The organism is Corynebacterium sputi DSM 45148 (genome assembly GCF_000427865.1).
Lineage (GTDB): Bacteria > Actinomycetota > Actinomycetes > Mycobacteriales > Mycobacteriaceae > Corynebacterium > Corynebacterium sputi.
Genome location: NZ_ATYV01000010.1, coordinates 38315 through 55851, shown reverse-complemented (window position 1 = coordinate 55851; position 17537 = coordinate 38315). Strand labels below are relative to the sequence as shown.

Here is a 17537-nt window from a genome sequence, read left to right as displayed (position 1 = left end):
TAAGTTACTGACAGGAGACAACATGACTCTCACCCGCACTGCCCACCCAGATCTGCCGCGCGAAATCGTCGACGTACCGGACGCATTCTTCGAGGTCGGCCCCATCCCACTCCCAGAGCTCAGCGGTGATTTCCGGATGGAGCGCATCGAGAACGACTCACCAAATATCGCGCACGTGGCGGAGTGGATGAATCGCCCACATCTCGCCCAGGCGTGGGAGTTCCCTAATCCGGAGGAATGGTGGGCCCTCCGAATCGCCGCACAAAATGCCGGCGACTATTCCGTTCCGGTGATGCTTTCGGTGAAGGGTGTGCCGACGGCGTACTTCGAGCTCTACCGCCCAGGTCGCGACGCCATCGGCGCCACCTATGAGCCACTCCCCCATGACCTCGGCGTCCACGTGGGTTTCGGCGACGCGAATGACACTGGCAAGGGAACTGCCAGCCTCATCCTGGCGGTGGCTCTGGCGGAGCTGGCCAAGATCGCACCTGAGTGTCAGCGCATCATCTTCGACCCGGACCACCGGAACCTCCACGCTCGCCGGGCGGCGAAGAAGCTCGGCGCCAGCGATTGTGGACTGCACACGGTCAATGACCGCACATTCAATCTCTTGATCGTCACTCGTGAGGCAAACGACCAGGCGGATGCGGCAATCGACGAGCCGCTTCCGCTCTGATCAGAAGTTGCACTCTGCGCGGGCAGACTGGGCCAGCGCGCAGAGGCTGTCATTCGACATCTTCCAGAAACCATCGATGGCGTAATACGCCATGTCGATTTCCTTGGTGCCGTAGCCGCTCAGTTCCGCTTCGAGGATTGCGCACATCGTCGTTCCATCCTCATAGACGGAGCCGTCGAGGATCCGCCACTTGTAGATGAGGGAGAACGTGTTCAGGCGCGAGGAGATCTGGCGCACGACCGGGACTCCGTCGTAGCCAGCCTCAAGGCTGTTCGCGATCTCCTCATCCGAGGTGGAGTCCGCTAGCAGGTACTGCATGTGACTTTGCAATGAACCAGCGTCCATCTGGGGTGGCATGTCGGAACTGGCGTCGACGGTGTCGTCGACTGAGTCGACCGCCATGACGGTCTCTTCATCGCTTCCCGACGCAGAGCTCCTCTGCCCTCCACCTGCACCTCCCGATTCGCTCCCGGCGGTACCGCGAGCTTCGCTCGCACCAGTAGAACCAGTGCGCTGGGCCGCCCGCTGAGTGCTGTTGGCAGCCGCCCCGTTACTGGTATCTCCACCAGCATTGCCCTGATCAGCCATGAGCTGAGCTTGGGTCACGGCGGACGAGGTGATCGAAGCGCTGTAATGCATGACGCCGAAGGCACCCATCATCAACACCAAGCCGGTAGCCAGGGTCGAGACACCCATCGCCACGGTGACCGTGGGCCAGTTGACCTTGCCGCGCTTGGCGGGCTTGGCCTCCTCGGTGGTGTCCTCCGAGGTGTAGTCGTAACTGTCGTCGCTCATCGTGCGTTGTCCTCTGCTGAGTGGGAATGAACCAGGAATGCAGCGACAGCGCCCCATCCTGAGGGTTGAACTGAATCGACCACGTAGCCGGCCAGACCTGCTGCTGTCACAAGGTCTCGGCGGGTGGGCACCGCAGTTCCGTCGAGGCACAGCCGTCCCAGGTCCTCGGCGTATTCATGGTCTTCATCACCGGTCTCTGCGAGAATCTTGGTAACCACGATGACCTGGTCAGAGGTGGCAGCCGCCAGAACTCCAGCCACGTCGCCGTCGGAGGCAATTGCGAACGGGTCGAGAATCACCGAGGCCGTGCCTGCAGGAAGCTGCTCGCCTTGGATCCACGGCGACACCGAAGCACGGGCCTGGCGATCCTCGCCAACATCCCGCACCTGGCGCCCCGCCGCGGCTCCGACGATCTGCACCCTCAGGCCGGGGTGCCTGCGCAAAAGTTCATCGGCGAAGACACCGGCGCCTGAGCCAAGCACCACATAGGTCTCACCGTCAGTCGGCGAGACCATTGGTGCCAGAGCCGGAGCGATCCACATCGCCCGGCCGGATTCTTGGTCGGAGAGGTCCTCGGTGAGGGATGAGTCAGCGTCGAGAAGCGAATCCCATGTCTTTCCGGTCGCTCCGACCGGAACGGGACCGCCAGTACGCAGTGCCTCTGCGATACCCGTCATCGCCAGGGACTTGTAGACGGCGGGACCATTGACGTACTGCATCATCCGCGCGTCAAGAGAGGCGACCGTGCGCCCCAGGGATCCGACGTCCATGAATCGTGGCCACTGGGGAGGAGATCGCGCATTTGCCAATCAAATGAGCGGACATATCCCCACCCCCACCCCCTGATACGGACATTGCAGAAAGCAACACATCCCGTTCGGGAACATAGATAGAAGTTCAGGGCACATCACATAGCAACCATTACCCCACGTCTGGCCACATAAAAGGCATAAAATACAAATAATTATATGGCTGAGATGAAATGTCGCGCCTTGACAGTAATCAATGGCGCAAATAGCCCCCTATTACCCCCGCCACCGTAAATTGCGCCGTGAACAGCAGCAATAATAGGTACCGTTATTAGTGACCCAGTCGGAACGTTTCGTCTTAAGGAGCTAAATATTAAGAAGATTTTCGCACCCATTGCCTTGGGCTCTGCCGCTCTCCTTCTCGTCGCTTGTGGTGACGATGGCAACAACAACACCACCACAAACAACGCAACCGAGACCACGCAGACCACCACCGAAGTCGACGGCACTGAGGAGACCGAGACTGAAGAGGTCGTCGAAGGTGTCGGCATGACCGCCGCCATCGACGCAGCGCTGGCTGACGAGCCGGGCGAGGTCGTGCACGCCGAGGAGACCGACGACAAGTACCACGTCCATGTTCGCCCGGCAGAGGGCGACAATGCCGTCGAGGTCGAGGTCAACCGCGAGACGGGCGAGGTCGAGGAGAAGCGCGACCGCGACCTCTCCGAGCACGAGCGTGAGGCAACCGCCGTCACCGCAGCCCAGGCGGTCGAGACCGCCGAGGGTGAGGTGGAAGGCAACGTCCACCGCGTCGAGCTGACGGAGGACCACGATCGTGACGCCGCAGAGACCGACGACGAGGGGCACCATGACAGCGTCCGCGTCTGGGAGGTCACCGTCCAGGATGCAGCCGATGATGACCGCCATGAGGTCGTCCACATCGATGCTGAAACCGGCGAAGTTCTCGAGGTCACCCGCTAGGGCGCACCTGCTAGTCGCCACCAGGCGATATGACTACGCTCCGGTGAGCTGTCTCCAGATGTGGAGATAGACACCGGGGCGTTTTTCATGGCAATGCCACCTCAACCTATGCAGGAGGCACGGCCCCGCGGTCAGCCTGCGCCCACATCTCGTTCACCCAGTCGCGCTGACAGGAACCAGCGAGAAATGGTGGATACGAGGGGGCTGCACATCGAAGCGCTGTGGCGGCAGGGCCACTCCCGACACCTGCGTCATCCCGATAAAAGGGACTTGATTCAACAGGTACCGACCCCACACAGAACGGCCCAGCACAAGAAGAACTATCGCATTGAACCGGATCGTGCTCCACGTGTACCTCCCCGAGGTTTGCTTAATGCTACTGGTTTATCGATGCATACATCACAAACGCGCTTACTACATATTAGGCTACGTTCACTTGACGTCAAGAGTTGCCCCTAAGTTATTCGGTTTAAGGTTCTGACCGTCGAAACGCTCTGCCCGTGCGCGAATGCCGAGCCAAAAGGCCGCGCATTTAAATACCTTGTAATTACGCTAGCGCGATTCACAGTGAAAAGAGTTGCATATGCCGCCATTTCACGAATAGAAAAGTACGTCAATTCGTCGCACTTCGAGGCTTCACAGAACAACGAATGAGCCAGAGTCACCCTATTTCAGGGGGTCGCCATACGATGATGGTTGGACCTCGCGTGCCTATCCTGCGTCAGAGGGTACACAACTCATCTCGCGAAGGTGGGCTGTTAGCCGTGCACAAGGACCCGGCCCGTGGCCTCCAAAGGCCTTCAAGCTGCCGCTGACGGCGACCAGGATCACACAAGCCCCCAAAATTCCGGTATCCATGGGGTCACGGTACGTGCAATTAGAAGGAGAACCTAGTGACATCCTGGCGCTCGAAAAAAATGCTTATCCCGGCCCTTTTAGGTGCCTCCACACTGGTCTTGACAGCCTGTGGCAATGACGGCAGCGGAGGCGAAACGGCTTCCGCTCAGCCAGAAAACACTGCGACCACAACGGTCACCGAGACTTCCGCAGACGACACAGGAACAGACACCGCCTCAGCGGACGAAGCACTCTCGGCGGCAGACGTGGTGGAAGCAGCTTTGGAGGAGGTTCCAGGTGACGCAGTCGGTCTGAGCATGGACCGCGAAGACGGAGATGCAGAAGTCACCGTGTTGAGGGAAGACGGCACCGGCGCCGAGGTCGAAGTAGACCTCGCCAACGGATCCATCCTGCAGGTGCGGGAGGAGAGCCTCGACAATGACGAGCAGCCTGCACCCACAGTGAGCATCATCGAGGCGATGGACACTGCCCTGGGTGAGGTAGACGGCACTGTGGACGATGCAGACCTGAGCACCAACTTTGGGGACCGGGTATGGGAGATCACGGTCGTGGACACTGACAATCGCGAGCAGGAGGTGAAGATCGACGCAGAGACTGGCGACGTTATCGGCGTCGAACGCGACTAGAGACTCACTACACTCCCCAAGACGCACAAGAACGCCCATCCCCGAAGGGATGGGCGTTCTTGTTGTCAGATCAAGGTGTGATCCGGCATCAACTAGTGGAAACTAGCGAGCCTTCTCAACGACCTCGACGAGACGGAAGTGCTTGTCCTTAGACAGCGGACGGCACTCTTCGATACGAACGAGGTCGCCGATGCCGGCTTCCCCGGTCTCGTCATGTGCCTTCACCTTGGAGTTGCGGCGCATGATCTTGCCGTAGAGGGCGTGCTGCTTGCGGTCCTCGAGTTCGACAACGATGGTCTTCTGCATCTTGTCGGACACGACGTAACCGGTGCGAACCTTACGGGCGCCAGCCTCGGTCTTATTCATGTTCTCCTCGCTCATGCTGCATCACCGTCGGTGGGTGCGGCGGACAGGCCGAGCTCGCGCTCGCGGATGACCGTGTAGATGCGGGCGATATCCTTGCGGACCACGCCGAGACGGCGGTTGTTGGTCAGCTGACCCGTCGCCATCTGGAAACGGAGGTTGAACAGCTCTTCCTTGGACTCCTTGAGCTTTGCGCCCAGGTCGTCAAGGTCGAGTGAGCGCAGCTCGTGCGCGGGAATTCCGTTCGACATCAGTACTGATCCTCCTTCCGAACAATTCGGGTCTTGACCGGCAGCTTAGCGCCGGCACGCTTGAGTGCCTCGAAGGCCATCTTCTCGTCCGGGTAGGACATTTCGAAGAGGATGCGGCCGGGGCGGACGTTTGCGACCCACTTCTCGACCGGGCCCTTACCGGAACCCATACGCACGCCGAGCGGCTTCTGGGTCAACGGACGATCCGGGTAAACCTGGATCCAGACCTTGCCACCACGCTTAACGTGGCGGTTGATGGCGATACGGCAGGCTTCGATCTGGCGGTTGGTGATGTACGCCGGCTCCAGGGCCTGAAGGCCGTAGTCGCCGAAGGTCACACGGTTGCCGCCCTTGGAAAGGCCTGAGCGGTGGGGACGGTGCTGGCGACGGTACTTGACGCGCTTCGGCATCAACATATTGTCTAGCCCTCCTTCTTCTCAGAGGCGCGCTGGCGACGCGGGCCACCGCGGCGGTTGTTGCCGCCACGACGGTCATTGCGACGACCGCGGTCGTTGCCAGCGTTGATCTCGGACTCACGGCGGCCACCGATGACGTCACCCTTGTAAATCCACACCTTGACGCCGATGGCGCCGAAAGTGGTGTGGGCCTCGTGGGTGCCGTAGTCGATCTCCGCACGCAGGGTGTGCAGCGGGACGCGACCCTCGTGGTAGCGCTCGGTGCGGCCCATCTCGGCACCGCCGAGACGACCGGAGCACACAACCTTGATGCCCTTGACCTGCGGCTGACGCATGGCGGACTGAATCGCCTTACGCATCGCACGACGGAAGGCAACACGGTTGGTGAGCTGCTCGGCGATAGACTGAGCGACGAGCTTGGCGTCAGCGTCAACGTTCTTGACCTCAAGAATGTTGAGCTGGACCTGCTTGGCGGTCAGCTTCTCGAGCTTCGCACGGATCTTGTCGGCCTCGGCGCCACGACGACCGATCACGATGCCCGGGCGGGCGGTGTGAATGTCGACGCGAACCCGGTCACGGGTGCGCTCGATGACGACGTTGGAGATGCCTGCGCGCTCCATGCCGGTGGACAGAAGATCGCGGATCTTGATGTCCTCGGCAACGTAGTCTGCGTACTGCTTGTCGGCGTACCAGCGGGAGCGCCAATCGGACGAAATTCCCAGCCGGAGGCCGTGGGGTTGAATCTTCTGGCCCACTACTGAGCACTTCCCTTCTGGCTCTCGACGACCACGGTGATGTGGCTCGTGCGCTTGCGGACGTGGAAGGCTCGACCCTGAGCACGCGGACGGAACCGCTTCATGGTCGGGCCTTCGTCGGCCCAGCACTCCGAGACGACCAGCGTGCGCGGGTCGAGATCGAAGTTGTTCTCCGCGTTAGCAGCAGCAGAAGCGACGACCTTGGCGATCGGCTCGGAAGCCGACTGCGGGGCGTACTCCAGAATCGCAAGTGCGTCAGAGACAGACTTGCCGCGGATGGTGTCCAGCACGCGGCGAGCCTTCAGCGAAGAGGTGCGGACGAAACGCGCGGTGGCGCGGGCAGAGGTGACGGTTTCGCTCATGGCTATCGACGTCCCTTCTTGTCGTCCTTGATGTGACCCTTGAAGGTCTTGGTCGGGGCGAACTCGCCCAACTTGTGGCCGACCATGGAGTCATCCACGAACACCGGCACGTGCTTGCGACCGTCGTGGACGGCGAAGGTGTGACCGATGAAGTCGGGAAGAATCGTGGAACGGCGGGACCAGGTCTTGATGACCTGCTTGGTGCCCTTTTCGTTCTGAGCGTCGACCTTCGCAAGGAGGTGCTCATCGACGAACGGGCCCTTTTTGAGGCTACGTGGCATTCTCTGTTCCCTCCTTAGCGCTTCTTGTTCTTGTTGGTACGACGACGACGAACGATCATGCGGTTGCTCGAAGCCTTCGGGCGACGGGTGCGGCCTTCCTTCTGGCCCCACGGCGACACCGGGTGGCGACCACCGGAGGTGCGGCCTTCGCCACCACCGTGCGGGTGATCAACCGGGTTCATGACGACACCGCGAACGGTCGGGCGCCAGCCCTTCCAACGCATACGGCCAGCCTTGCCCCAGCGGATGTTGATCTGGTCCTGGTTTCCGACCTCACCGACGGTGGCACGGCAGCGCGCGTCAACACGGCGAATCTCGGTGGACGGCATACGCAGGATTGCGTACTTGCCTTCCTTACCCAGGAGCTGGATCGAGGTACCGGCAGAACGTGCGAGCTGAGCGCCGGCGCCCGGCTTCAGCTCGACGCAGTGAATGGTGGTACCAGTCGGGATGTTGCGAAGCGGAAGGTTGTTGCCAACCTTGATGTCCGCGTTCGCACCGGACTCGACGATGGTGCCCTGCTTCAGGTTGCGCGGTGCCACGATGTAGCGCTTTTCACCGTCTGCGTAGTGAAGCAGCGCGATGTTGGCGGTACGGTTCGGGTCGTACTCGATGTGAGCGACCTTGGCGGTGATGCCGTCCTTGTCATTACGACGGAAGTCGATGACGCGGTAACGGCGCTTGTGTCCACCGCCCTTGTGACGGGTGGTGATGTGACCGTGAACGTTGCGTCCACCGGTCTTCGACAGCGGGCGGAGCAGAGACTTCTCCGGAGTGGAGCGAGTGATCTCGCTGAACTCGGAGACGGAGCTCTGGCGGCGACCCGGCGTAGTCGGCTTGTACTTACGAATAGCCATGCTGTTGCTCTTCCTTTAACTTCCTCGTCGGCTCGCCCTTAGGCAGCCGAACCGCCGAAGATGTCGATGGGATCGCTGCCAGCTGCGAGAGTCACGTAAGCGCGCTTGGTGGCCTTGCGACGACCGAAACCGGTGCGGGAGCGCTTGCGCTTGCCCTCACGGTTGACGGTGTTGACGCCGGCGACCTTGACGCCGAAGATCTCCTGGACCGCGATCTTGATCTGGGTCTTGTTCGCGTCGGGGGAGACGAGGAACGTGTAAACGTTCTGCTCCATCTGTCCGTAGGACTTCTCCGACACGACCGGGGCGAGAATGATGTCCCGGGGATCAGCGATGGTGGCCATTACTTCTCCTCTTCCGAGCCGGTGGCACGGGCGATGAAGGTGTTCAGCGCCTGGACAGCGAAGACGACGTCGTCGGCCTTCAGCACGTCGTAGGTGTTGAGCTGATCCTCAGACAGTGCGTGCACGTTCGGCAGGTTGTTGACGCTCTTCCATGCGGTGACGTCTTCGCGGGGAAGAACGACCAGCACGGACTTGCGGTCAGTGATGCGCTCGATGAAGGAGCGTGCCGACTTGGTCGACGGAGTCTGGCCGGTGACGAGCTCCTCAACCACGTGAATGCGGTTGTGGGTAGCGCGGTCGGTCAGGGCACCGCGCAGAGCGGCAGCCTTCATCTTCTTCGGGGTGCGCTGCGAGTAGTCGCGCGGAACGCGACCATGGGCAACGCCACCGCCGGACCAGATCGGGGAACGAGTCGAACCGTGACGAGCACGGCCGGTTCCCTTCTGGCGCCACGGCTTGCGACCGCCACCACGGACTTCGCCGCGGGTCTTGGTCTTGTGCGTTCCCTGTCGTGCGGCAGCCAGCTGGCCAACGACGACCTGGTGCATCAGAGCGGTCGACACCTCAGCGGCGAACACCTCTGCAGGCAGCTCGACGGAGCCGTTGACGTCGCCGGAAGCGGTCTGTACGTCCAACTTCAGGTTGGTCATGCGTGAGCACCACCCTTCACAGCAGTCTTGACAACCAGGAGGCCGCCGCGGACGCCCGGAACCGCACCCTTGATCAGGATGAGGTTGGAGTCTGCGTCGATCTTCTGGATCTTCAGGTTCTGGGTAGTGACGCGGTCATTACCCATACGGCCGGCCATGCGCTTGCCCTTGAAGACACGTGCCGGGGTGGCGCAGGCGCCAATACCACCGACGCGACGGTGCGCGGCCTGGTTACCGTGGGAGGCACCCTGACCGGAGAAGCCGTGACGCTTCATAGCACCGGCAAAGCCCTTGCCCTTGGAGGTGCCGGTCACGTCGACGAACTCAATGTCGCCGAAGGAGTCGACACCCACGGTCTGGCCAACCTCGTAGGAGGAAGCATCCGCGGTGCGGATCTCCGCGACGTAACGACGCGGGGTAACTTCAGCCTTCTTGAAGTGGCCTGCCTCCGGCTGATTGACCTTACGGGGGTCAATCTCGCCGTAGGCGATCTGGACGGCGTCATAGCCGTCATTGTCCTTGGTGCGAACCTGGGTTACGACACACGGCCCGGCTTCGACGACGGTGACCGGGATAACCCGGTTCTCCTCGTCGAAGACCTGGGTCATGCCGAGCTTGGTGCCCAGGATGCCCTTGATCTCGATTTCACTCATGTTCTAGTCTCCGCTGCGTTTGCCCAGGCTCACTGAATGTTGACGTCGACGCTCGCCGGAAGGTCGATGCGCATAAGCGCGTCGACGGTCTTCGGCGTCGGGTCGAGAATGTCGATGAGGCGCTTGTGAGTGCGCATCTCGAAATGCTCCCGCGAGTCCTTGTACTTGTGCGGCGAGCGGATGACGCAGTACACGTTCTTCTCGGTGGGCAACGGCACGGGGCCGACCACGCGAGCGCCCGTACGGGTGACCGTCTCGACGATCTTGCGCGCAGATGCGTCGATCGCCTCGTGGTCGTAGGCCTTGAGCCTGATGCGGATCTTCTGTCCCGCCACGCTTGTCCTCTCTTCGGTCACGCGCCCCTTCGGGCGGTTCCCTTTATTGTCAACCTGTCGCCGGTCTCTATGGCCAGCGCCAGCCGATGGCTTGTTATGTGCTCCGTGTGGTGCGGTACGTCATCATCCATGGCGCTACAGCGCCGTGGTGAGAGGACGAACCACGTGCCGCGATCCTGAGATCTCGGTTACGTCTGCTCGTATAACTCGCCGGGAGGGACAATTCCCCCGCGTGGGGGCTCCTCGCCTACTGCCGCTGTTTATTTGCCATGAACGATTCCGGTACCCGCGGCCGGGCGTGTCGCACGCCCTACCGCGCAGAAAGTCTGATCACCCCACGAAAGATGGAATGAACTTGACCGTCCATGCTCACTTCACCATCGTCGCGCCCGTCTTCATCTTTGCCGGTTCCCGTAGGCCTGACATGACTCGGCAACGCGCCGTGTTAAAGCAACCCTGGTATTTAATCACGCCCCGCCCACACTTTTCAAACCTTTTCTCCCCGGGCGACACAGATCACATATTCAGCGCCCCAACCACTCCCGAGGGTCCCCTCCCCTTAAGCTCTTACGCAACGTCTAGTTTTTAACTTTAGCCTTAGCTAAGTTTCATCCTGCTCTCGTCTGCGCTCAGAAGGCCGAACGCGAGTCATCCATGTCCGTATACCCCGAGAAGCGGGAACTTCATGACGACAACACTCACCGCCGAGGCCAAACAACAGGCAGCGTTGAGGAAAAGCCCTTCCCTATATCGCCGGCGTGCATTGGGCCTGCTGGGCATTCTGGCGACTCTCGTTCTCGTCTGCCTCGCCAGCCTGGCGTTCGGCGCTAATCCACTGCCCTTTGACGCGGTGTGGAGTGGCATGCCTAACCGGGACAACTCAGAGGCATCCATCATCGTGTGGGACATGCGCATCCCACGCACCATCACCGCTCTTATTGTCGGAGCCGCGTTTGGTGTCGCGGGCGCGCTCATCCAAGCCTTAACCCGCAACCCCCTGGCAGACCCAGGCATCCTTGGTGTCAACGCCGGTGCCGGATTCGCCGTGACAGTTGGTATCGGAATCTTCGGGATTGGCAGTATCTCCGGGTATATCTGGTTCGCCTTCATCGGGGCAGCTGCCGCGACTGTCATCGTCTACATGATCGGCATCGCCGCCGGTGGCAATGCCAACCCAATCACGCTGGTACTGGCCGGTGTGGCCCTCGCGGCTGTGCTCGGCGGCGTCACCACATTCCTGACGCTGATCGACCCGGACACGTTCGAAGCCGTGCGCAACTGGAACCTCGGCTCGGTGGCCCGCACCTCCATCAGCGATACCGCATCCGTTGCACCGTTCCTCATTGCCGGATTGATCATCGCGATCCTGCTCTCAGGATCTCTGAACTCAATCGCACTCGGTGATGACCTCGCAGCTTCGCTCGGCACAAAGGTCGGGCGCACCCGCGTATTCGGCATCATCGCCGTCACCCTGCTGGCCGGCGGTGGCACAGCGCTCACCGGCGGTATCGGCTTCGTCGGTCTGATGATCCCGCACGTCGTGCGCTGGGTCGTCGGCCCCGACCAACGCTGGATCATCTTGTACTCGGCGCTCGCAGCTCCGGCGCTGGTCGTCGCAGCCGACATCCTCGGCCGCGTGATCGCGCGGCCCGGCGAGATCGAAGTGGGCATCGTCATCGCCATCATCGGTGCACCTGTGCTCATCGCCCTGGTTCGACGCAAGAAGGCGAGTGGCCTCTGATGACTACCTCAACAACCGGTACCGGGACCTCTACCCCGGACGCGACTTCCTCCGTTGACTTTGGGTATGGGAGCAGAAAGGTGCGCGTCGGGAAGCTGTCTTTACGCATTCCCGTACGTGTGATCGTGGTGTCCGCGATCCTTCTTTTCATCGGGATTGGCTCGTCCATCGTCGCGATCACTCTCGGTGACTACCCGCTCAGTCTGGGCGATGTCCTTGCCGCCTTGGTCGGCCAGGGCGAAAAGTTCCACCAATTGATTGTCCGTGAGTGGCGACTTCCGGTCGCGATCGCTGCAGTGCTGTTCGGCGCTCTCCTCGGCATCGGCGGCGCGATCTTCCAGTCGCTGACCCGCAACCCGCTGGGATCCCCGGACGTGATCGGTTTTGACGCAGGTTCGTACACCGCCGTCGTGCTGATCATCCTCGTTGTCGGCAGCACCCAGTACTGGTCGATCGCCGGTGCTGCAATCATCGGCGGCATTATTACTGCCTTCGCTGTTTACGTGCTGGCGTGGAACAAAGGTGTGCAGGGATTCCGGCTGATCATCGTCGGTATTGCTATCTCCGCGATGCTGAACTCTTTCAATGCGTACCTGATCACCAGGGCAAACGTGGAAGATGCCATGGTCGTCGGGTTCTGGGGCGCAGGCTCCATCCACCGCGTGTCCTGGGCGTCGCTGATTCCCTCGATGATCATCGCCGCGGTCATTGTGGTCTGCGCGATGCTGTTGTCCCGCTCCCTGCAGTTCATGGAGATGGGCGACGACGCAGCGACGACCCTGGGATTTAAGGTCAACCCGCGTCGCCTGGCCCTTATGGTCACCGGCGTGGCCACCACCGCACTGGTCACTGCCGCCGCCGGCCCGATTAGCTTCATCGCGCTCATCGCGCCGCAGATCGTCCGCCGACTGACCAGGACCCCAGGCGTGAGCCTCTTGCCTGCCGCCTGCATGGGCGCGGCACTGCTGAACATCGCCCACCTCGCCTCGCTGGTCATCGCCAGCTTCTACCGCACAATCCCAGTCGGACTGCTGACCGTCTCCATCGGCGGTTGCTACATGATCTGGCTGCTCATCCGTGAAGCACGCCGTCAGTACAACACCGGCACGATCCGTTAGAAGGACATCCCTCTCATGACAACCTCCACTCCCCCGCGGTCGTCCCGTCTCCAGATGGATGATGCGACGATCGGTTACGACAAGCGCACCATCTCGACTGGTCTGACCGTCCAAATCCCGGACAATTCCTTCACTGCGATCATCGGCCCCAATGGCTGCGGTAACTCCACGATGCTGCGTGGATTCTCGCGTGTGCTCAAGCCGTCGGGAGGCTCAGTACTTCTCGACGGTAAGAACGTCGGCGATTACAAGCCCAAGGAACTGGCTCGCGAACTTGGGCTACTCCCCCAGACGTCCATCGCACCGGACGGCATTCGCGTCGCTGACCTGGTCGCCCGTGGCCGCGCTCCGTACCAGAACCTGGTCCAGCAGTGGCGCGAGTCCGACGAATACGCAGTCGCTCGGGCCTTGGCCGCAACTAGGCTGACGGAGCTGTCCTCACGCCTGGTCGATGAGCTCTCCGGCGGTCAGCGCCAGCGCGTGTGGGTCGCCATGCTGCTGGCTCAGCAGACCCCGATCATGCTTCTCGACGAACCGACGACCTACCTGGACATCGCCCACCAGTACGAGTTGATGGAAATTCTCCGGAGCTTCCACGAGGGCGGCAAGACCATCGTCACCGTGCTGCACGACCTCAATCAGGCGGCTCGGTACGCCAACCACCTCATCGTCATGAAGGACGGCGAGGTCGTCACCACCGGAGCTCCCCAGGACGTGCTCACCGCGGAACTGATCCACGACGTCTTCGGACTCCCGGCGATCATCACCCCGGATCCGGTGATGGGCACCCCAACCGTCGTACCGCTGGACCCCCGTACCGCCACGATCGATCCGCCGACCGCCGCTGGCGATCCCGACTAACACCACCTAGGAGACACATTCATGGCACGCAGCCTGCGTCCGATCCAGATCCTGCCGATCACCACCCGGTTCCTGGAGGTGATCAGGACCGAGGCAGTAACTCCCGGGATGCAGCGCGTGACCCTCGGCGGCGAGCAGCTGAAGGCTCACACCGCCGAGAATGGTTTCCCCGTACAGCAGTTCATCTCTGACGGTTTTGATGATGAGTTCAAGGTTCTCATCAAGCATCCCGACGTGGACGTGGCCGTCGGCCCGACTCAGGCAGACGGGGTCCTCAACTGGCCGCGAGGCGACAAGCACATGCTCCTGCGTACGTACACGGTCCGGGATTGGCGCACAGACGCCGGTGATCACGGCGAGTTGGACGTGGACTTCGTGGTGCACGGAGTCGGCCCAGCGACATCGTGAGCGCGCAAGGCAGCTCCCGGTGACGTCATGCAGATTGCAGGACCGAAGTCCTGCGCCACTCACCCATAGGGAGCCGTCTGGACCCTGGTCATCGGTGACGAGACCGCGCTTCCCGCCATCGGCCGGTGGCTGGAGCAGTGGCCCGCCGGCGCGCGCGGCAAGGTCTTCATTGAGGTTGAGCAGGATGAGCACCGCCAGGATCTGACGGTGCCTGAGGGCGTGGAGCTCACGTGGCTAGTGCGCCACGGAGCTGAGGCTGGCACCACCACTTTGCTTTACGACGCTCTCCTCGCCACCGGCGAATTCCTCGTCATGGACATCCCCCAGTCTGCTGCCGCAGCATTGGCTGACGCGCTTACCTTGCAGCGCGAATCCGATGTCGCGCTCAATGACGTTCCGCTGACCACGGTCGACCCACATCAGTTGCGCTCACACGTCGCAGTGTTGCCGCACCGGCCTGGCATTTTTGCTGGAACCGTTGGGAGCAACGCCAGCGCCGATCTCGCAGTTGCCGAGGCCGCGCTTGAGGTCGCCGCCGTGTCTGAACTGCCCGTTGATACCCAGGTCGGAGACGGCGCAACAGAACTGTCCGGTGGTCAAAGGCGACGCATCGCCTTGGCCCGCGGCATCGCCGCCGAGCCTCCGGTTCTTGTTCTTCTTGATCCCACCACTTCCGTTGACGCGGTGACCGAGGCGCTCATCGCGGAGCGGCTGTACGAGCGTCGACGAGGACTCACAACCATCGTCATCACCTCAGCACCGGCGTTCCGTGCGATCGCCGACCGAGTGATCGGGGAAGATTCATAACCAACCAACTTCCCGTCGCCGGCCCCCGCCGAGTCTTCGCCTGCCTATGGGCATTACTGCGCGGACGCCGTCTGGCTATGGCTGGCGTACTCGCCATTTTCCTCCTGGAGGCTGCCACCGCACTGGTCGTCCCTCTCGTGATCGGCCGCGTCGTGGACGAGATCCTCGACGAATCCGCCGTAACCGTCGACTTCTGGTGGCTGGTTGCCGCTCTCGTCGGCGCCGCGGTCGGAGCAGGCCTGTTCACCTGGGCGGGATTCGTGCTGCTGGCTCGCATCATGGAGTCCGTCATCGCGGACCTGCGCGAGGACTTCGTGGACTCCGCACTCTCGCTGCCCCGCTCCCGCGTGGAAGAGGCTGGCACCGGAGACGTAGTGACCCGCGCTTCCGACGACATCGCCAAGATTTCTCAGTCTCTCCCGGACGTGGTGCCGCAGGTGTTTGTCTCGATCTTCACCATCATCCTGATCGCCGCGACCGCAGCGAGCCTGAACTGGCGTTTCTTCCTCGCATTCTTAGTGATCATTCCCCTCTACGCACTGACTATCCGCTGGTACGCGCACAATGCGCCGCAGGTCTATCGCACTCAGCGTGAGGTTGAGTCGGTCCGCGGACAACACATTCTGGGGACCTTCGACAATCTGGACACCGTCGTTGCCCTTGGTACCAACGAGAAGCAGATGGATCGGATAGCTGATTCCTCCTGGCAGAAAGTGCGCTGGTCCATGCGTGCCCGTATCATGCAGAACCGCCTGTGGGGTCGAATCAACGCAGCCCAAGGCATCGGACTTCTCACGGTGCTCACTGTCGGTGTGTGGCTGGCGACCGAAAACATCGCGACCGCCGGTGCTGTTACCACCGCAGCCTTGCTCTTCCAGCGGATCATCGCTCCACTGCAGGCGTTGCTCATGGTGATGGACCAGCTGCAGGCAGCGCTGGCAGCGCTCGGTCGACTAGTCGGTGTGATCGATATGCGAGAGCAAGAATCTGAGCCACCGGCATCTGAATCCTTCATCTCCCTCGACGGCGTCACCTTCACCTATCCGTCTGCCCCCTCGCCTGCGCTGCGCGACGTCTCTGTGTTGCTCAACCCCGGCGAGACCGTGGCGGTGGTGGGCTCCAGCGGATCCGGAAAGTCGACGCTGGCCTCGTTGATCGCCGGTGTTTCCGCACCGACCTCTGGCACGCTGCACCGTGGGGTGCCGGCCGAATCCGTCGCGACTCTGACCCAAGAGACCCACATCTTCATCGGCACTGTACGAGAGAACCTCGCCCTCGCAGCCCCGACGGCAATCACACCCTCGCCCCAGCCCAAGCCCAGCACCTGGCGTTGGCACGGGCCCTCCTCCGCGACCCGGAGGTTGTGATTCTCGACGAAGCCACCGCGGACACCGATACCGCTGATGCAGGGCTTCTCGACCGGGCATCCAACGTCGTCACCACCGACCGCTGTGCTCTCGTGATCGCTCACCGGCTGTCTCAGAGCTCCACCGCTGACCGCATCATCGTGCTCGAGGATGGCGTCATCGCCGAACAGGGCACCCATGACGATCTTGTCTCCGCCGCCGGTGCGTATGGGCGCCTGTGGACGGCGTGGTCAGCGTCGTAAAGCATTTCTTGTCATTTCCCCACTGGAAGGAAAAACATTGAAGGTTCTCTCTCCGCGCAAGGCCATGCTGGCCTGCGCACTCGCCGCAGCCACCGTACTTGCGGCCTGCTCCTCCGATTCCGCTGATGTTGAGGCGGCCGATGGCTTCCGCACAGTCGTCGACTCAGAGGGCACCGAAGTGGAAGTCCCCGAAGACCCCCAGCGAGTCATCGCCCTAAACTTCTCCGCAACACAGTCCGTTCTCGATCTAGGAGTCACTCTCGTCGGACAGGGCGCCTACCGCCCCGGTCTGCTGCCAGAAGGTCGTGAGACGGAGCTCGACAACGTCCCTATCGTTCTCGACGATGAAAAACCCAACATCGAAGAGATCGCCTCTCTTGAGCCAGACCTGATCCTCATCCCCAACGTTTTCGACAGTGCCGTCAACGATCAACTCCGTGAGATCGCCCCCTCCTACGTCTACTCCCATGGAAGTGAGAAGCGCGGCGACTGGCAGAACCGCGTCTCCGAGGTAGCCGACGCCATCAACCACACCGAAGAGGCCGAGCAGCTCGACGCTGACTTCCAGGCCCGTCAGTCTGAGATCGCAGAGTCCTACGCAGAGGTCCTCGAGGAGTACTCCTTCGGAATCGTCGGCTCTTACAACCCGCAGGAGTTCTACGCCATGGGCTCCACGAGCATGGTCGGTGAGATCCTCACCCCGATCGGCGTGCGTTGGTCCGAGGACGAAGACGCTGCTGTCGCCGACGCCCCCGGCGCCGAGAACACATTCTCTTTCGAAGAACTCGGCTCAGTACTCGGCGACGCAGATGTACTGCTGTACTCCACGAACCTTCTTGGTGAGACCGACGAACTCATCGATGCGCTCCTGGCCAACTCCCTGTTTGAGTCCCTGCCCGCCGCCGAGAATGACCGTTTGTTCCCATGGGGCAAGATGACCGTTGCCGGCTACACGGACGCTTTCTATTCCCTCGATCAGTTCGAGGCTGCCCTGGAGGACCTGCAGAATAGGTAGCCCGCCCCCTCTGGTTGACTCTGCCC

Annotated in this window: 24 protein-coding genes; 11 read left to right on the top strand and 13 right to left on the bottom strand. The window is 61.7% G+C overall.

The annotated features are described in order from the left end of the window. The first annotated feature begins 22 nt into the window (after positions 1-22). A complete protein-coding gene (locus YWU_RS15540; RefSeq protein ID WP_034647324.1) occupies positions 23-676 on the top strand; it encodes a GNAT family N-acetyltransferase in 654 nt (217 codons plus the stop codon). Here the strand turns inward: YWU_RS15540 and YWU_RS0106390 are convergent, their stop codons facing one another. Next, the gene (locus YWU_RS0106390) at positions 677-1471 is read right to left on the bottom strand and encodes an MTB12 C-terminal domain-containing protein (protein WP_027019819.1); all 795 of its coding nucleotides are present in this window, start codon (positions 1469-1471) and stop codon (positions 677-679) included. Further along, the gene (locus YWU_RS0106385) at positions 1468-2241 is read right to left on the bottom strand and encodes a hypothetical protein (protein ID WP_027019818.1); all 774 of its coding nucleotides are present in this window, start codon (positions 2239-2241) and stop codon (positions 1468-1470) included. Before YWU_RS0106385 ends, YWU_RS0106390 begins: the two co-directional genes overlap by 4 nt. Positions 2242-2619: 378 nt before the next feature. Between YWU_RS0106385 and YWU_RS0106380 the strand changes: the two genes are divergently transcribed. Beyond that, a complete protein-coding gene (locus tag YWU_RS0106380) occupies positions 2620-3201 on the top strand; it encodes a PepSY domain-containing protein (RefSeq protein ID WP_027019817.1) in 582 nt (193 codons plus the stop codon). Between the two features lie 893 nt (positions 3202-4094). Further along, positions 4095-4685 (top strand): PepSY domain-containing protein, encoded by a 591-nt coding sequence (locus YWU_RS0106375; protein WP_156892738.1) that lies wholly within the window; start codon positions 4095-4097, stop codon positions 4683-4685. Positions 4686-4787: 102 nt separating this feature from the next. Here YWU_RS0106375 and rpsQ read toward each other — a convergent pair whose 3' ends face one another. The 11 genes from rpsQ to rpsJ are packed head-to-tail and all read right to left on the bottom strand — an operon-like array spanning position 4788 to position 9952. Then, positions 4788-5066 carry a 30S ribosomal protein S17 gene (gene rpsQ / locus YWU_RS0106370; RefSeq protein WP_027019815.1) on the bottom strand — a complete coding sequence of 93 codons (279 nt, stop codon included), beginning with the start codon at positions 5064-5066 and terminating at the stop codon, positions 4788-4790. Continuing rightward, complete coding sequence (gene rpmC / locus YWU_RS0106365) at positions 5063-5299, bottom strand: 50S ribosomal protein L29 (RefSeq protein WP_027019814.1); 237 nt, start codon at positions 5297-5299, stop codon at positions 5063-5065. Before rpmC ends, rpsQ begins: the two co-directional genes overlap by 4 nt. Further along, positions 5299-5715, bottom strand: a complete 417-nt coding sequence (gene rplP / locus YWU_RS0106360) for a 50S ribosomal protein L16 (protein WP_027019813.1) — start codon at positions 5713-5715, stop codon at positions 5299-5301. The genes rpmC and rplP overlap by 1 nt, the downstream gene beginning before the upstream one ends. A 5-nt stretch (positions 5716-5720) precedes the next feature. Next, positions 5721-6470, bottom strand: coding sequence for a 30S ribosomal protein S3 (gene rpsC, locus YWU_RS0106355; RefSeq protein WP_027019812.1), 750 nt, complete (start codon positions 6468-6470; stop codon positions 5721-5723). Further along, positions 6470-6832 carry a 50S ribosomal protein L22 gene (rplV, locus tag YWU_RS0106350; RefSeq protein WP_027019811.1) on the bottom strand — a complete coding sequence of 121 codons (363 nt, stop codon included), beginning with the start codon at positions 6830-6832 and terminating at the stop codon, positions 6470-6472. The genes rpsC and rplV overlap by 1 nt, the downstream gene beginning before the upstream one ends. A gap of 2 nt (positions 6833-6834) precedes the next feature. Beyond that, a complete protein-coding gene (rpsS, locus tag YWU_RS0106345; protein WP_013241207.1) occupies positions 6835-7113 on the bottom strand; it encodes a 30S ribosomal protein S19 in 279 nt (92 codons plus the stop codon). 14 nt (positions 7114-7127) lie between these two features. Further along, positions 7128-7970 (bottom strand): 50S ribosomal protein L2, encoded by an 843-nt coding sequence (rplB, locus tag YWU_RS0106340; protein ID WP_027019810.1) that lies wholly within the window; start codon positions 7968-7970, stop codon positions 7128-7130. Positions 7971-8008: 38 nt separating this feature from the next. After that, complete coding sequence (rplW, locus tag YWU_RS0106335) at positions 8009-8314, bottom strand: 50S ribosomal protein L23 (protein ID WP_027019809.1); 306 nt, start codon at positions 8312-8314, stop codon at positions 8009-8011. Beyond that, complete coding sequence (rplD, locus tag YWU_RS0106330; RefSeq protein ID WP_027019808.1) at positions 8314-8964, bottom strand: 50S ribosomal protein L4; 651 nt, start codon at positions 8962-8964, stop codon at positions 8314-8316. Before rplD ends, rplW begins: the two co-directional genes overlap by 1 nt. Continuing rightward, the gene (rplC, locus tag YWU_RS0106325; RefSeq protein ID WP_027019807.1) at positions 8961-9617 is read right to left on the bottom strand and encodes a 50S ribosomal protein L3; all 657 of its coding nucleotides are present in this window, start codon (positions 9615-9617) and stop codon (positions 8961-8963) included. Before rplC ends, rplD begins: the two co-directional genes overlap by 4 nt. A 29-nt stretch (positions 9618-9646) precedes the next feature. Further along, positions 9647-9952 carry a 30S ribosomal protein S10 gene (rpsJ, locus tag YWU_RS0106320; protein ID WP_003938093.1) on the bottom strand — a complete coding sequence of 102 codons (306 nt, stop codon included), beginning with the start codon at positions 9950-9952 and terminating at the stop codon, positions 9647-9649. Between the two features lie 685 nt (positions 9953-10637). Here rpsJ and YWU_RS0106315 point away from each other — a divergent pair. The 8 genes from YWU_RS0106315 (at position 10638) to YWU_RS0106285 (ending at position 17511) form a co-directional block, all read left to right on the top strand. Further along, entirely contained in the window at positions 10638-11693 is a 1056-nt protein-coding gene (locus YWU_RS0106315) for a FecCD family ABC transporter permease (protein ID WP_027019806.1), read from the top strand. Further along, on the top strand, positions 11693-12811 hold the full coding sequence (locus YWU_RS15535; protein ID WP_051260116.1) for a FecCD family ABC transporter permease: 1119 nt from the start codon (positions 11693-11695) through the stop codon (positions 12809-12811). The genes YWU_RS0106315 and YWU_RS15535 overlap by 1 nt, the downstream gene beginning before the upstream one ends. Positions 12812-12826: 15 nt before the next feature. Continuing rightward, positions 12827-13672: an ABC transporter ATP-binding protein gene (locus YWU_RS0106305; protein WP_027019805.1), complete on the top strand. Its 846-nt coding sequence runs from the start codon at positions 12827-12829 to the stop codon at positions 13670-13672. 21 nt (positions 13673-13693) lie between these two features. Beyond that, positions 13694-14080 (top strand): siderophore-interacting protein, encoded by a 387-nt coding sequence (locus YWU_RS18590; protein ID WP_027019804.1) that lies wholly within the window; start codon positions 13694-13696, stop codon positions 14078-14080. An 84-nt stretch (positions 14081-14164) separates the two neighbouring features. After that, positions 14165-14887 (top strand): SIP domain-containing protein, encoded by a 723-nt coding sequence (locus YWU_RS17490; protein WP_276201920.1) that lies wholly within the window; start codon positions 14165-14167, stop codon positions 14885-14887. 77 nt (positions 14888-14964) lie between these two features. Beyond that, positions 14965-16254: an ABC transporter transmembrane domain-containing protein gene (locus YWU_RS15525; protein WP_051260115.1), complete on the top strand. Its 1290-nt coding sequence runs from the start codon at positions 14965-14967 to the stop codon at positions 16252-16254. Next, the gene (locus YWU_RS18430) at positions 16251-16496 is read left to right on the top strand and encodes a P-loop NTPase family protein (RefSeq protein WP_051260114.1); all 246 of its coding nucleotides are present in this window, start codon (positions 16251-16253) and stop codon (positions 16494-16496) included. The genes YWU_RS15525 and YWU_RS18430 overlap by 4 nt, the downstream gene beginning before the upstream one ends. 37 nt (positions 16497-16533) lie before the next feature. Beyond that, positions 16534-17511 carry an ABC transporter substrate-binding protein gene (locus YWU_RS0106285; protein WP_027019802.1) on the top strand — a complete coding sequence of 326 codons (978 nt, stop codon included), beginning with the start codon at positions 16534-16536 and terminating at the stop codon, positions 17509-17511. Positions 17512-17537 lie beyond the last annotated feature (26 nt).

Coding starts and splice junctions, on each gene's coding strand:
- rplV (WP_027019811.1), bottom strand. CDS start 6,832: ATGAGCGAAACCGTCACCTCTGCCCGCGCCACCGCGCGTTTCGTCCGC.
- rpsQ (WP_027019815.1), bottom strand. CDS start 5,066: ATGAGCGAGGAGAACATGAATAAGACCGAGGCTGGCGCCCGTAAGGTT.
- rplP (WP_027019813.1), bottom strand. CDS start 5,715: ATGTTGATGCCGAAGCGCGTCAAGTACCGTCGCCAGCACCGTCCCCAC.
- YWU_RS15525 (WP_051260115.1), top strand. CDS start 14,965: ATGGCTGGCGTACTCGCCATTTTCCTCCTGGAGGCTGCCACCGCACTG.
- rplB (WP_027019810.1), bottom strand. CDS start 7,970: ATGGCTATTCGTAAGTACAAGCCGACTACGCCGGGTCGCCGCCAGAGC.
- rplC (WP_027019807.1), bottom strand. CDS start 9,617: ATGAGTGAAATCGAGATCAAGGGCATCCTGGGCACCAAGCTCGGCATG.
- YWU_RS15540 (WP_034647324.1), top strand. CDS start 23: ATGACTCTCACCCGCACTGCCCACCCAGATCTGCCGCGCGAAATCGTC.
- YWU_RS0106385 (WP_027019818.1), bottom strand. CDS start 2,241: ATGGACGTCGGATCCCTGGGGCGCACGGTCGCCTCTCTTGACGCGCGG.
- rpsS (WP_013241207.1), bottom strand. CDS start 7,113: ATGCCACGTAGCCTCAAAAAGGGCCCGTTCGTCGATGAGCACCTCCTT.
- rplD (WP_027019808.1), bottom strand. CDS start 8,964: ATGACCAACCTGAAGTTGGACGTACAGACCGCTTCCGGCGACGTCAAC.
- YWU_RS0106390 (WP_027019819.1), bottom strand. CDS start 1,471: ATGAGCGACGACAGTTACGACTACACCTCGGAGGACACCACCGAGGAG.
- YWU_RS15535 (WP_051260116.1), top strand. CDS start 11,693: ATGACTACCTCAACAACCGGTACCGGGACCTCTACCCCGGACGCGACT.
- YWU_RS0106315 (WP_027019806.1), top strand. CDS start 10,638: ATGACGACAACACTCACCGCCGAGGCCAAACAACAGGCAGCGTTGAGG.
- rpmC (WP_027019814.1), bottom strand. CDS start 5,299: ATGTCGAACGGAATTCCCGCGCACGAGCTGCGCTCACTCGACCTTGAC.
- YWU_RS0106305 (WP_027019805.1), top strand. CDS start 12,827: ATGACAACCTCCACTCCCCCGCGGTCGTCCCGTCTCCAGATGGATGAT.
- YWU_RS18590 (WP_027019804.1), top strand. CDS start 13,694: ATGGCACGCAGCCTGCGTCCGATCCAGATCCTGCCGATCACCACCCGG.
- rplW (WP_027019809.1), bottom strand. CDS start 8,314: ATGGCCACCATCGCTGATCCCCGGGACATCATTCTCGCCCCGGTCGTG.